The 13,628-nt window shown below is 68.3% G+C and carries 11 protein-coding genes; 9 read left to right on the forward strand and 2 right to left on the reverse strand.

The window, feature by feature from the left end:
• The first annotated feature begins 119 nt into the window (after positions 1 to 119).
• The 6 genes from EJC49_RS23185 (at position 120) to EJC49_RS23210 (ending at position 7,761) form a co-directional block, all read left to right on the forward strand.
• On the forward strand, positions 120 to 362 hold the full coding sequence (locus EJC49_RS23185) for a type II toxin-antitoxin system Phd/YefM family antitoxin (RefSeq protein ID WP_126702309.1): 243 nt from the start codon (positions 120 to 122) through the stop codon (positions 360 to 362).
• Positions 362 to 784 carry a type II toxin-antitoxin system VapC family toxin gene (locus EJC49_RS23190; protein WP_126702310.1) on the forward strand — a complete coding sequence of 141 codons (423 nt, stop codon included), beginning with the start codon at positions 362 to 364 and terminating at the stop codon, positions 782 to 784. Before EJC49_RS23185 ends, EJC49_RS23190 begins: the two co-directional genes overlap by 1 nt.
• Positions 785 to 1,120: 336 nt before the next feature.
• Positions 1,121 to 1,888: a DNA repair protein RecO gene (gene recO, locus EJC49_RS23195; RefSeq protein ID WP_126702311.1), complete on the forward strand. Its 768-nt coding sequence runs from the start codon at positions 1,121 to 1,123 to the stop codon at positions 1,886 to 1,888.
• Entirely contained in the window at positions 1,885 to 2,403 is a 519-nt protein-coding gene (locus tag EJC49_RS23200) for a PaaI family thioesterase (protein ID WP_126702312.1), read from the forward strand. Before recO ends, EJC49_RS23200 begins: the two co-directional genes overlap by 4 nt.
• Positions 2,404 to 2,457: 54 nt before the next feature.
• The gene (locus tag EJC49_RS23205) at positions 2,458 to 5,547 is read left to right on the forward strand and encodes a DUF2339 domain-containing protein (RefSeq protein WP_126702313.1); all 3,090 of its coding nucleotides are present in this window, start codon (positions 2,458 to 2,460) and stop codon (positions 5,545 to 5,547) included.
• A 147-nt stretch (positions 5,548 to 5,694) separates the two neighbouring features.
• Positions 5,695 to 7,761, forward strand: a complete 2,067-nt coding sequence (locus EJC49_RS23210) for a PhoX family protein (RefSeq protein WP_126702314.1) — start codon at positions 5,695 to 5,697, stop codon at positions 7,759 to 7,761.
• Positions 7,762 to 7,831: 70 nt separating this feature from the next.
• Here the strand turns inward: EJC49_RS23210 and EJC49_RS23215 are convergent, their stop codons facing one another.
• The gene (locus tag EJC49_RS23215; RefSeq protein ID WP_126702315.1) at positions 7,832 to 9,070 is read right to left on the reverse strand and encodes an MFS transporter; all 1,239 of its coding nucleotides are present in this window, start codon (positions 9,068 to 9,070) and stop codon (positions 7,832 to 7,834) included.
• A gap of 225 nt (positions 9,071 to 9,295) precedes the next feature.
• Here EJC49_RS23215 and EJC49_RS23220 point away from each other — a divergent pair, with 225 nt between their 5' ends.
• A complete protein-coding gene (locus tag EJC49_RS23220; RefSeq protein ID WP_126702316.1) occupies positions 9,296 to 9,751 on the forward strand; it encodes a MarR family winged helix-turn-helix transcriptional regulator in 456 nt (151 codons plus the stop codon).
• Between the two features lie 26 nt (positions 9,752 to 9,777).
• On the opposite strand, the gene EJC49_RS23225 is transcribed toward EJC49_RS23220, so the two are convergent.
• The gene (locus EJC49_RS23225) at positions 9,778 to 10,671 is read right to left on the reverse strand and encodes a mechanosensitive ion channel family protein (protein ID WP_425358841.1); all 894 of its coding nucleotides are present in this window, start codon (positions 10,669 to 10,671) and stop codon (positions 9,778 to 9,780) included.
• Positions 10,672 to 10,926: 255 nt separating this feature from the next.
• On the opposite strand from EJC49_RS23225, the gene EJC49_RS23230 reads away from it, so the two are divergent.
• The gene (locus EJC49_RS23230) at positions 10,927 to 12,033 is read left to right on the forward strand and encodes a GNAT family N-acetyltransferase/peptidase C39 family protein (protein WP_126702317.1); all 1,107 of its coding nucleotides are present in this window, start codon (positions 10,927 to 10,929) and stop codon (positions 12,031 to 12,033) included.
• On the forward strand, positions 12,030 to 13,493 hold the full coding sequence (locus EJC49_RS23235; protein ID WP_126702318.1) for a RimK family protein: 1,464 nt from the start codon (positions 12,030 to 12,032) through the stop codon (positions 13,491 to 13,493). The genes EJC49_RS23230 and EJC49_RS23235 overlap by 4 nt, the downstream gene beginning before the upstream one ends.
• Positions 13,494 to 13,628: the final 135 nt, after the last annotated feature.

Here is a 13,628-nt window from a genome sequence, read left to right on the forward strand (position 1 = left end):
AGACTGGCTCCCAGGCGTCGTTTGCTCCAGCGGCTTCACGCCTGAAGTCTCGAGCCGTGACGCTTGATTGGAACCGCCTGTCCGCCTATTTATGACCAAAATTATGGTCAGGAGGTTTCATGCGTACGGTCAGCGTTGCCGATGCAAAGGCCCATCTCAGCGATCTCGTCGCCAAGGCCGCGGCCGGCGAGACGGTCACCATCACGAAACACGGCAAGCCGGTTGCGCAACTGACCGCGGTGCATGAGCCGCTGGAGCGGATCGACCTCGCTGAACTCCAGGCGCTGACTGGAACGATTCCCCCACAGCCCCGGACAGCGGGAGACTTCATCCGAACCATGCGTGACGAAGACCGCTATTGATGCAGTACCTCGACACGTCCGTTCTCGTTGCCATGTTGACGAACGAAGACGCGACCGCGCGCGTCCATACCTGGATTGCCGACCAGCCGGTGGGCAGGCTTGCCGTCAGCGAATGGGTCCATACGGAGTTCGCCTCAGCCTTGGCGCTGAAGGTGAGGACGGGCCAGATCACGGTCGGGGATCGCGCTGCGATCGTCTCCGGCTACACTCGAATCATCCACAAGTCTTTTCGCGTGTATCCCGTGTCGGCGGACCATTTTCGCTCCGCCGCGCTTCATCTGGGCGACCACGAACTCGGGTTGCGCGCCGGCGACGCGCTCCACATCGCCATCGCATTCGCAGAGGGCGCCACGCTCTGCACGCTGGATCGGCGCATGGCTGCCGCCGCTTCGGCATTGGGACTGCGGTTCTTGCTTCTGTAGAGCCGGTTTGGTCCGGCTTCGAATTTGCAGCGGGGATGCGCGATAACCGCGAGCACCCGAACCGTCGTCATCTTGGATACGAGGTTCGAGCGAAGCGAAGAACCTCGTATCCAGGATCCATGCCTCGCCGTCCCGGCCACGCGGAACGGCGGGAAAAGGTGCCTCTCCCGCACCGCATCGCTCGTCGCGAACGCCGAGGCATGGATCCCCGGCTCTCCCTTCGCTGCGCTACGGTCGGCCGAGGATGACGAAGGGGAGGCGTGGCCCCATGTTGCCGCTTCTCCCGCGCGCCGCCCTCCTTGCATTCGCCGCCGTTCCGGTGGAAACCTCCGCGCCATGGAATGGCGAGACGAAGGCATCATCATCGGGTCGCGCAAGCACGGCGAGACGAGCCTCATCCTCGAGGTGATGACGCGCGCGCATGGCCGCCACATGGGCATCGTGCGCGGTGGCCGGTCGCGGCGCATGCAGCCGGTCCTTCAGGCAGGCAACCGTGTCGATCTCGTCTGGCGCGCCCGGCTCGACGAGCATCTGGGGCAGTTCCAGGTCGAGCCGATCGAGCAGAACGCCGCGCGGCTTCTCGCCAGCGGCACCGCCATCTACGCCCTGCAGACGCTCGCCGCCCATCTGCGGCTGCTGCCCGAGCGCGACCGCCACACGCCGCTGTTCGAGACGCTGGCGATCATCATCGCCCATCTCGACGAGCCGCGCGCCGCCGCCGAACTGCTGGTCCGGTTCGAACTGCTCGTGCTCGACGAACTCGGCTTCGGGCTCGACCTGTCCTGCTGCGCCGCCACCGGCACCGTGCTGGATCTGGCCTACGTCTCGCCGAAGTCGGGCCGTGCCGTCAGCCGCATCGCGGGCGAGCCCTGGCGCGACAAGCTGTTGCCGCTGCCTGCCTTCCTGGCCGCCGGGTCGGGGCTGCACGGCGACGAGCGCGCGCTGGAAGACGCGTTCCGCCTCACCGGCTTCTTCTTCGATCGCCACGTCTACGAGCCGCGCGGCATCGAGCCGCCGGAAACCCGCGCCGGCTTCCTGACCGCGCTGAAACGGTCCTGGCGGGACGATCCACAGGCTTCCACCCTCAACGAGTACGCGCAATGACCGAAGTCGAACTCTTCCCGGGCTATGTCTCGCCGCTGGGGCTGGGCTCCATTCCGCTCGACGAGGTGCTGCAATACACCGGCATCGAACTGCTACAGCGGCTGATCGACGGCCTCTATCCCGCCCCCTCCATCGGCGCGCGGATGAACTTCGGCCTGTCGGAGGTCGGCGAGGGCAGGGCGGTGTTTCGCGGCCTGCCTGGCGAGCGTCACCTCAACCCGCTCGGCTCGGTCCACGGCGGCTGGGCCGCGACCATCCTCGATTCGGCGCTCGGCTGCGCCGTCCACACCACCATGGCCAAGGGCGAGGCCTACACCACCGTCGAGTTCAAGGTGAACCTGATGCGGCCGATCACGCCGCGCACCGGCGAAGTGGTCTGCGAGGGCCGGGTGATCAACCGGGGACGCACCATCGCCGTCTCGGAGGCGACGCTCAAGGACAAGGACGGCAAGCTGCTTGCCTTCGGAACCGAGACCTGCTCCATCTTCCCGGCGACGAACCTGGCGCCGCGCTGACGCGACCCATCAACGGCCTTCGGCCAACCTGCGGCTCCGGGGGGAACCGGCCACATGATCGAGTTCATCGTTGCAGCCCTCATCGTCGCGCTGGCCGTGGTGGCCATGCGCCTCAACGATCGCCTCAACCGCCTCCAGCGCGAGTTCGAGGCGCTGCGCGGCTTCGTGCTCGACACGATGCCGGTTCCGGCCGGTGCCGCGCAGGGCGCCGCCGCCGCCGGACTGTCGTCGGTGCCCGCCGACGATGCGGCCAGCGACGCCGAAGCCGCCGCCCCGCCTGTCGATCCCGCCCTGGCGGAGCGCGAAAGCACGACCAGGGCTCTGGCCGAACTCGAAGCCCTGGCCGCCCGCCCGGGCAACTATGCCTGGTCCCCCGAATCCCAGGCCGCGCGCGAGCCTGAGCCGGAACCCGAGGTCGAACCGGCCCGGGCGTCGAAGCGCCCCGACATCGAAACCGCGCTCGGCACGCGCTGGGCGGTCTGGGTCGGCGGCCTGGCGCTGGCGCTCGGTGGCGTCTTCCTGGTGCGTTATTCCATCGAGGCCGGCATCTTCGGCCCCGGCTTGCGCCTCACCATGGCAGCGCTCTTCGGCATGGCGCTGCTCGCCGGAGGGGAAGCCATCCGCCGCAATGGATTGCGCATGCCCGTCGAAGGCATCGACGGCGCCTGGATGCCGGGCATCCTCACGGCTGTCGGCGTCTTCACCTTGTTCGGCACGGTCTATGCCGCGCACGGGCTCTATGGCTTCATCGGCCCAACCCTCGCCTTCCTGCTGCTCGGCCTGCTCGGCATCGGCGCCATCCTGGCCGCGCTGATCCACGGCCAGGCGCTGGCCGGCGTCGGCCTGCTCGGCGCCTTCGCCACGCCGCTGCTCGTCTCCTCGCAAGCGCCGAGTCCCTGGGTGCTGTTCGGCTATCTCGCCATCGTGCTGGTCGCTGCGGCCGCCATCGCGAGGCTGCGTGGCTGGACCGGCCTGATGACCGGTGCCGTGGTCGGCATGGGGCTCTGGTCGTTGCTCTATCTCGTCACGATGATGGACATCCGCCTCGCGCCCGCGCTTCTTGCCAATGCGGCCTTGCTGGCGGCCGTGGCGCTGGTCTGGCTCGCGGACCGCGACGAAACCGCCCGCGTCGACCCGCCGTCCGTGGCGGCCGCCGTCGTCGTCGGGCTCGCCGCCCTGCTTCAGTTCAACGACCCCGACATCATCCTGGCCGGCGGCGAAGGCCACGCCGCGCTGCTCGTCGCCGCCATGGCGGCCATCGCCTGGTGGCGGCCGGCCGCGCTGCCGCTGCTTCTTGCGGCGGGCGGCGTGGTTGTGCTGGCGCATCTGCGCATCGCCCTGTCGGGCTTCTTCGCCTTCGAGATCCTCGGCGAGCCGGTCACCTTCCAGGGGCCGGCCGTCCTTCCCTGGACCAGTCTCGGCGCGTGGATGTCGGCGCTGCTGGCGCTGCTTTTCCTCGGCCTCGGCTTTGTCGCCGCGCGCGGCTTCCTCGCCGGCAACCCACGGCGCGCCGTCGTCTGGAGCGCCTTTGCCGTGATCGTGCCGCTCGCCGTGCTGACCGGCGGCTGGATCGCCCATGGCGACGTCGACCGCGATCTCCTGCGCGCCGCAGCCGCGCTGGCGCTGATGCTGGCCTTCGCCGCGGCCGGCGAAGCGCTCGCGCGATCAGAGGAACCGCCCTTGACCGGCGGGCTCGCGGTCAGCATCGCCTTCGTCGGCGCCGCCTTGGCCGCCGCCGTGCTGCTCCTGATGGCCTTCGGACCGCTGTGGACGACGATGCTGGCCGCCGCGGCCGCCGGCCTGCCGGCGCTCGCCACAAGGTGGCGGTCCTATCCGGTGCTCGGCTGGCTCTCGGTCGGCGCCGCCGTCTTCGTGCTGCTCCGCGCCGCCATCGACCCGACCATCGTCGGCGCCGAATTCCTCGGCCAGACCCCCGTCTTCAACGCGCTCCTGCCCGGCTACGGCATTCCCGCGCTCGCTTTCGTCTTCGCCGCTTGGCAGCTGGCGCGCACCACGAACGGAAGGCCGAGGCTCGCCATGGAGGCGGCGGCCGTGCTCTTTGCGCTGCTCACGGCGGCGATGCTGGTGCGCCACGCCATGAGCGGCGGTATCGTCGACGGAGCGGCCGTCACGCTGGCCGAGCAGTCCATCTACACGCTGATCATGCTCGGCGCGGGCGCCATCCTCGTCGCGCTCGACGCCCGCTCGCCCAGCGCGGTCATGCGCATCGGCTCGCTCGCTGCCGCCGTCCTGTCGGTCGTGCTCATCGCCATCCGGCATTTCGGCACGCTGAATCCGCTCTCCACCGGCGAGCCTACCGGCCGGCTGCCGTTCCTCGACCTGCTTCTCATCGGCTATCTGGTGCCCGCCGCCGGGGCGGCCGGCCTCGCCTGGTTCGCGCGGGATCGCCGTCCGCCATGGTATTCCATCATGCTGGCGCTGACGGCCGCGGCGCTTGCCTTCGCCTGGCTCAGCCTCACCGTGCGGCGGCTCTTCCAGGGCGAGAACCTCGCCTTCTGGCAGGGCATGTCGCAGCTCGAGACCTACGCCTATTCGGCCGTCTGGCTGGCGCTCGGCGTCGGCATCCTCGTCCTCGGCGTCCGCTTCGCCTCGCAGGCGCTGCGTGTCGCATCGGGCTTCGTGGTGGCGCTGGCCGTGGCCAAGGTCTTCCTGTTCGACATGGCCGAGCTGGAAGGCGTGCTGCGCGCCTTCTCCTTCATCGGTCTCGGCGCGGTGCTGATCGGCATCGGCCTGTTCTACCAGCGCCTGCTCACCAGCGCGGCGGCGAAGCAGAACGCCGGGCCGGAACCCGAAAGCCCGCCTACGGAGGAAGCCCCGTCGGCGGAGGAACCACCGCGACGCGTGACCATGCCCCCGCGCGAAACGCCGCCGGCCGACGAGGCCCCACCGGCCGCGCCCGCCGCCGAGAAGCCCGCGCCCGCCGAAGAGGTTGCACCCGTCGAGACGCTTCCCGCCGAGGTCGAGCCGTCCCCCGACGAGAAGCCCGCGATTGCGGACAATCCGGCCGCCGCCGAAGCGCCGCCGGCCCGGGAGCCGTCCAGGCCCGACGATGCGGATGAACAAGCGCGCCGCACGAACGCCAAGCCCGGGACGCCGCCGTCCTCGCCGCCGGAACCGGACTGACCGCCGCGCCATCTCGTCGGCCGCGTTTCGTATCCCTGTAACAAGGACGCGCTAGTGACGACGGCGTTCGGACGGAGGCGCCTCGCTGCCGGAAGCCGTCCTCACGATCGTCCGGACATCGCATCCAACCAGCTGCAGGAGCCAGTCATGAGCGATTTCGAGCGCGACTATCCCGACCATCGCGAAGCCCCGTATTTCGAGCATGGCGACGAGCCGCAATGCAACACGTCGTCCAACCGCAATTTCTACCAGGTGATGGAGGCCCGCATCGAGCGTCGCGGCTTCCTGATGGGCGGCCTCGCCACCATCGCGACCGGCCTGTTCGGTTCGTCCCTGTCCATGCTGAACAGCTCCACGGCGCTCGCCCAGCCCGCCAGCGGCCTGCTCGGCTTCAAGCCTGTGCCGGTCAGCATGGACGACACGGTCGTCGTGCCGGAAGGCTACCGCTTCCAGATCCTCGGCGCGGCCGGCGAGCCGATCTCCGGCGACATGCCGGCCTATCGCCCCGGCGCCAACACCGGTGCCGAGCAGGAGCACCAGATCGGCCAGCACCACGACGGCATCCACTTCTTCCCGATCGACGGCTCCTCGGAAGACGGCCTGATCGCGGTCAACCACGAATATATCGAGCCGCGCTTCCTGCATGCCGACAAGCCGGGCTACAAGGGCATCGCCGCCGATGACAATTTCGTCGCCCTCGACGCCGACGGCAAGCGCGACGACGACGAGGTGCGCATGGAGGTCGCCGCGCATGGCGTCTCGGTCTACCGCACGACCAGGCAGGCCGACGGCACCTGGGCCGTCGTGGCCGATCCCCGCAACCGCAAGGTCGCGGCCGTCACGCCGATCGAGATCGCCGGTCCGGTCCGCGGCTCCTCGCATGTCGTGACGAAATTTTCGCCCGACGGCACCCGCACCCGCGGCACGCTCAACAACTGCGCCCACGGCGTCACGCCCTGGAACACCTATCTGACCGCCGAGGAAAACTGGGCCGGCTACTTCGCCAACACCGACCAGGTCGACCAGAAGCCCGACCTGCCGCGCGAGCATGCCCGCTACGGCGTGTCCACCAACCCGCAGGGCGGCCGCTACGGCTGGCACCTGGCGAAGTCGGGCGCCGACGAATACGTCCGTTTCGACGCGTCCACCAAGGGCGCTTCGGCCGCCGAGGACTACCGCAACGAGCCCAACGCCTTCGGCTGGATCGTCGAGATCGACCCGTTCGACCCCGACGCCACCCCGGTGAAGCGCACCGCTCTCGGCCGGTTCGCCCATGAAGGCGTGGTCTTCGCCCCCGTTGTCGAAGGCGCGCCGATCGTCTGCTATTCGGGCGACGACGCCCGCTTCGAATACGTCTACAAGTTCGTCTCCGACGCCGTCTACGTCCCCGGCCAGACCGACGGTTCGATCCTCGATGCCGGCACGCTCTATGCCGCGAAGTTCAACGACGACGGCACCGGCGAATGGCTGGCGCTGGCGCCGGGCCGCAACGGGCTGACGCCCGCCAACGGCTTCGCCGATCTCGCCGACATCCTCGTCAACACGCGCCTTGCCGCCGATCAGGCCGGCGCCACCAAGATGGACCGTCCCGAATGGGGCACGGTCGATCCCGGCACCGGCGAGGTCTACTTCGCGCTGACCAACAACTCGCGCCGCACGCAGGCGCAGGTCGATGCCGTCAACCCGCGCGCGGGCAACAATTTCGGCCAGATCGTGCGCTGGCGCTACGCCAACACCGACCACACCCGCGCGAGCTTCGAGTGGGACCTGTTCGTCATCGCCGGCGGCAAGGCCACCTCGGCCCTGTTCAACGGTGGCGCGCTCGGCGACGACAGCGCCTTCGCCTGCCCGGACGGCCTGTGGTGCGACGACAACCGCCGCCTCTGGATCCAGACCGACATGGGCGACATCGGCCCGGACTACGAGGGTCCGCTCAAGGAGTTCGGGATGAACGCCATGCTGGCCGCCGATCCGGCCACCGGCGAGATCCGCCGCTTCCTCACCGGCCCCTGGGGCCAGGAAACGACGGGCGTCGTCACCACCCCGGACGGCAGGACCATGTTCGTGAACTTCCAGCACCCGGGCGCCCATGGCTCGGCGGAAGACTTCGCGGCCGGCAAGTACGGCTCGGGCTTCCCCGACTACGACGGCTCGGTGCCGCGCTCGGCCACCGTGGTCATCACCCGCGAGGATGGCGGCGTCATCGGCGCCTGATCGTCCTTGAACGCGAAAACGCGACGCCCGGCCGCGAGGCCGGGCGTCGCTCGCTTTCGGGGGGAGCGGTCTATTCGGCCGCGGCCAGCGCCGGCCGCGGCACCGGCGCCTCGCGGATCGGCCAGTGCACGATGGCGGCAAACAGGCTCAGCGCCACGCCCAGCCACCAGACCGTGTCATACGAGCCGATGAGGTCGTAGAGATAGCCGCCCAGCCAGACGCCCAGGAACGAGCCGATCTGGTGCGACAGGAACACCAGGCCGCCCAGCAGGCCGAGATGCCGCGTGCCGAACATGATCGCCACCAGCGCGTTCGTCGGCGGCACGGTGGACAGCCACAGCAGCCCCATCGTCATGGCGAAGACGATCACGCTCGCCGGCGTCTGCGGCAGAAGCAGGAAGAGGGTGATCACGATCGACCGGCCGACGTAGATCCACACCAGGAACATCGGTTTCGAATAGCGCTGCCCGATGACGCCCGAGGCCAGCGAGCCGATGATGTTGAAGAAGCCGATCAGCGCCAGCGCGATCACCGCATAGCGCGCCTGGATGCCGATGTCGGCGATGTAGGCGGGAAAATGCGCGGTGATGAAGGCGACTTGGAAGCCGCAGACGAAGAAGCCGGACACCAGAAGCAGATAGCTCCTGTGGCCCAGCGCCTCGCGCAGGGCCTGGCGGATCGATTGCTCGATGTCGCTCTGGCGCTGCGTCCCCGAGCTCGAATTGCCCTTCAGCGGGATCGCCAGCACCGGGATGATCAGCATCATCGCCGACATCACCAGGAGCGAATCATACCAGCCATAGGTGTCGATCAGCCCCTGGCTCAGCGGGGCGAAGATGAACATGCCCGCCGAGCCGGCCGCCGTCCCGATGCCGAAGGCCAGGCTGCGCCTTTCCGGCGCCACGTTGCGGGCGAAGGCGGCCAGCACGATGCCGAACGAGCCCGACGCGACGCCCAGGCCCACCAGCACGCCGCCGCCGATGTGCAGCGCGGTCGCGCTGTCGGCATTCGCCATGGTGAACAGCCCGGCGGCATACATCGCGCCCGACAGCGCCAGCACGCGCCAGGTGCCGAACTTGTCCGCAAGCGCCCCGAAGAACGGCGTGCCCAGCCCCCAGGCCAGGTTCTGGATCGCCATCGCCAGCCCGAACGTGGTGCGGTCCCAGCCCTTCTCGGCCAGCATCGGCAGCTGGAAGAAGCCCATCGCCGAGCGCGGCCCGAAGGTCAGCGCCGCAATCAGGCAGCCGCACAGGATGATGAGCCAGGGTAGGCTGGGCACCGGACGCGTGGTCGTGGCGGCCTGCGACATGGAAGCGTCTCCGTTCGTCCGGTCTCTAGCGCGGCCGGACTGCTTTCAATAATGAATTGTTCGACGGGCACCGTTCAGTTTCGCTGATGGATCGAGCCGATCTGGTTCGCGTCCACCGCCGTCCGAAAGGGCTCGCCGGGAAGTCGTGCCGCTTCGCGGGTTGCCTTGCAGTCAAGATGCTTGCATACAAGATATTCGTCTGCAAGCGGATCGGATTGGGCCAGCATGGACCGCATCGAGGATTGCATCAGCTTCCTGCTCGGCAAGGCCACGCAGCAGGTGGCCCGTCGCTCGCGGGACGCGCTCGCCCCCTTCGGCGTGACGCCGGTCCAGTTCGCCGCCCTGCGCATCCTGTGGGAGCGCGACGGGCAGAGCTGCGCGGAGATGGGCGCCCGCCTTCTGCTCGACAGCGCCACCATGACCGGCATCGTCGATCGGCTCGAGACCGCCGGTCTCGTCGAGCGGCGGCCCGATCCCGAGGGCGACCGGCGCATCAACCGGATCTATCTCGGCGACGAGGGCAGGGCGCGCTGCCGGTCCATGAACGCGGCCATGGACGGCGTCAACGCCGAGGTCGACCGGATTCTGGGCCAAAGGACGCCGGGGCTTCGGCAGGCGCTCGCTCTCCTGGGCGAGGTCGAGCCGCGGGCGGCCGAACCGACGGACCGGTCTCCCGGCTGACGGCTTGGGGCTGCACGGCCCGCCGGTTATTCCAGCAGCACCTTCGGGCTCGCCTCCGCCCTGGCCGGCTTGTCGCCGCCGGTCGTGATGATGTGCAGGTCGCGCTGCGGGAAGGGAATGGAAATTCCGTTCGCATCGAAGGCCAGCTTGGCGTTCTTGGTGAAGTCGAGCTTGGTCGAAAACCAGTCCGGCGATTTCGTCCAGTAGCGGATCGCCACGATCACCGCGTTGTCGCCGAGTTCCGAGACGAAGCAGTTCGGCGCCGGCTCGTCGAGAATGCGCTCGTCGGCTGCGGCCATGTCGGCATAGATCTTGAGCGCCAGCGCGATGTCGTCGCCATAGCCGATGCCGATGGCGATTTCCTGCATGCGCTGCGGATTGCGCGAGAAGTTGGTGACCGGCGAGTTCCACAATTCGCTGTTGGGCGCCATCACGAACAGCCCGTCGAAGGTCTTCAGCTCGGTGGCGAACAGGCCGATTTCCTGCACCGTGCCGGCCACGGAGCCTGCATTGATGAATTCGCCGACCCGGAAGGGCCGCAGCACGAGCAGCATGATGCCGGCCGCGATGTTTTGCAGCGTTCCCTGGAGCGCCAGCCCGATCGCCAGGCCGATGGCGCCCAGCGCGGCGATGATCGAGGCGGTCTGCACACCGAACTGCGCCAGCACCGTGACGCCGACGATGACGAGTACGGCATAGCGCACGATCCGCGAGAAGAACTTGCGCAGCGTCTCGTCGAAGCCTCGGAAACGTCCAAGCCCGGCATAGATGGATCTCTGCAGGACGTTCGAAAGAATGTATCCGATGATCAGCAGGATCAGGGCGCCGACGAAGGAGAAGGCATAGGTCACGATGAGCGCGCTCGCCTGTTCCCAGGCGGTCCGCGCCGCGATCACCATGTCGGCGGCGCTGGTTTCGATGCGATCGATGGGGTCCAAGGTCAGTCTCCGTCGCTGGTCTTCGGGGTTTTCGGCAGGACCGGAAGGCTCTGCATAGCCAATGAGGGCGCTGCGGACAACGCCGGGCGCCCGGTTGCGCTCCCCGTCATCGGCCGACGGCGCCGCGCCACACTTCCGTCATAATCGGGGAGCGTTGGCAGTTTCGCGTGCCCTGTGTCAGGGCTGCGTCGCCGGCCCTGCGCGAACGCGGCCACGGGACCTCCGTCCGGAGGAGACATGACCGCCCGCCTTCGCCCCGCCCATCCGGGAGACATCGCCCACCTGGTGGCGATCGAAAACGCCGTTTTCGCGACCGACCGCATTTCCCGCCGATCGTTCCGCCAGCTGATCGAGCGCGAATCGGCCGAAACGCTCGTGCTGGAGGAGGCAGGGCGCGTCGTCGGCTATGCCATGGTCCTCTTCCGCAAGGGCACCGCCGTCGCCCGGCTCTATTCGATCGCGGTCGCGCCCGATCGCGCCGGCACCGGCGCCGGCGGCCGGCTGCTTCAGGCCGCCGAGGAAGCCGCCTACGCCCACGACCGCATGATGCTCCGGCTCGAGGTGCGCGAGGACAATGCCCTTGCCATCGCGGTCTACGAGAAGAGGGGCTATCGCCGCATCGGGCGCGAGGCCGACTATTATGCCGACGGCATGGCGGCGCTGCGCTACGAAAAGACGCTGCGCGGCGACGTTCCGGTCCAGACCCGGGTGCCCTTTTACGAGCAGACCTGCGAGTTCACCTGCGGGCCCTGCTGCCTGATGATGGCGAAGGCCTATTTCGACCGCTCCTTCACTCCCGATCCGGTCATGGAAATCCGGCTTTGGCGCGAAGCGACCACCGTCTTCATGATGTCGGGGCCTGGCGGCTGCGAGCCCTTCGGGCTGGCGGTGGCGGCGCGCGACCATGGGCTTTCGGCCGAAATTCTCGTCTCCTTCCACGGCGCGCTGTTCCTCCAGTCCGTGCGCAGCGCCGAAAAGCGGCGGGTCATGGAACTGGCGCAGGTGGATTTCCGTTTGCGCGCCGAAAGCCATGGCCTGCCCGTGTCCTACCGGCCCTTCGGGCTGGACGACATCCGCGGCGCGCTGGCGGAGGGAAAGCTCGTCATCGTGCTGGTCAGCGGCTACCTGATGTTCGGCAAGAAGGTCCCGCACTGGGTCCTTGCGATCGGCGATGACGGCGACCACATCCTGTTGCACGATCCGTGGGTGGAGGACGAGCGCGGCGAGACGAAGGCGGACGCGGCCAACATTCCGGTTCCCCATTCCATCTTCATGACCATGGCGCAGTTCGGCCGCGACGGGCTTCGGGCGGCCATCATCATCGGAAAGCTCGACCACCAATGACCTGGGTCATCCTCACCGGCCGCCAGAACGACATCGACCCTTTCGCAACCCCGCACAAGATCATCACCAACCGCGACTATCTCGCGCATCCGGCGCTGTTTAAGGGCCAGCGTCCGAAGGTCATCAACCTGTCGAACAGCTATGCCTACCAGAGCCGCGGCTACTACGCCTCGCTTCTGGCCTCCTCGCGCGGCCACCGCGTCATCCCCACGGTCGAGACCATGATCGACCTGTCGGAGCGCAAGCTCTACGAGCATGCGCTGCCGGAACTCGAACTCGCGCTCAACAAGTGTCGCAAGGATCTCGGCGGCGTCTTCCCGACGCGTCTCGTGGTCTTCTTCGGCATCGCCCCGTCGAAGGCGACCGACCGTTTCGGCCGGCTGTTGTTCGACTGGTTCCGCGCCCCGGCGCTCGAGGTCCTGATCAAGGACGAGAACAACTGGGCCTCGATCCGCAAGATCGGCTTCCTGCCGCTCGGCCGCATGAAGCCGGAGGAGGAGGTCCGCTTCCTCGAAGGCCTGGCCACCTACACCCAGCGCGAATGGCGCGACACCAAGACCCGCACGCCCTCGCGCTACACCTTCGCCACGCTGGTCGACCCCAGCGAGGAACTGGCGCCGTCGATGGTCTCGTCGCTGCGCCATTGGGCCAAGATCGCCGAGAAGATGGGTGTCGAGGTCGAGCCGATCGGCAAGAAGGACCTGGCCAGGCTCGCCAATTACGATGCGCTGTTCATCCGCGAGACGACGGCGATCTCCAACCACACCTACCGCTTCGCCCGCCGCGCCCAGCAGGAGGGTATGCCCGTCATCGACGATCCCATGTCGATGATCCGCTGCACCAACAAGGTATATCTCAACGAGCTGATGGCGGCCAACAAGGTGCCGGTGCCGCCGACCGTGATGATCGCCGGCCCGGCCGATTTCGAGATCGCGGCCCAGGCGCTCGGCTTTCCGCTGGTGCTCAAGATCCCCGATTCCTCCTTCTCGCGCGGCGTCAAGAAGGCGGCCAGCATGGCCGAGCTGAAGGCGCTCGCCACCGAGTGGCTGGAGGATTCCGACCTGATCATCGCGCAGAAATACCTGCCGACCCAGTATGACTGGCGCGTCGGCGTGCTCGGCGGGCAGCCGCTCTTCGCCTGCCACTATCTGATGGCCAAGAAGCACTGGCAGATCGTCAATCACGACCGCGCCGGCAAGCCCGACCAGGGCGGCATCAAGCCCTTCCTGTTGAAGGACGCGCCGAGGCACGTGGTCGACACCGCCGTCCGCGCCGCCCGCTGCATCGGCGACGGCCTCTACGGCGTCGACCTGAAGGAGACGCCCGATGGCGTCTTCGTCATCGAGGTCAACGACAATCCCAACCTCGACCATGGCTGGGAAGACGCCGCCGAGAAGGACGAGGTCTGGGTCCGCCTGACGCAATGGTTCCTCGACCGGCTGGAGCGCACGGGGCGGTAACGCCGCCGCTCACCCGGCCCACGCCGCCGCAGCCAGGCTCGCGCCCATCAGAACCGCCGCCACCGCCACGAACACCGCGTCCCGCCGCGCGAGAACCGGCGCTCCCGTCACCGTGCGGGTCGGCCCCGCGCCGAG

Origin of the sequence: Aquibium carbonis (assembly GCF_003970795.1) — a bacterium.
Taxonomy (GTDB): domain Bacteria; phylum Pseudomonadota; class Alphaproteobacteria; order Rhizobiales; family Rhizobiaceae; genus Aquibium; species Aquibium carbonis.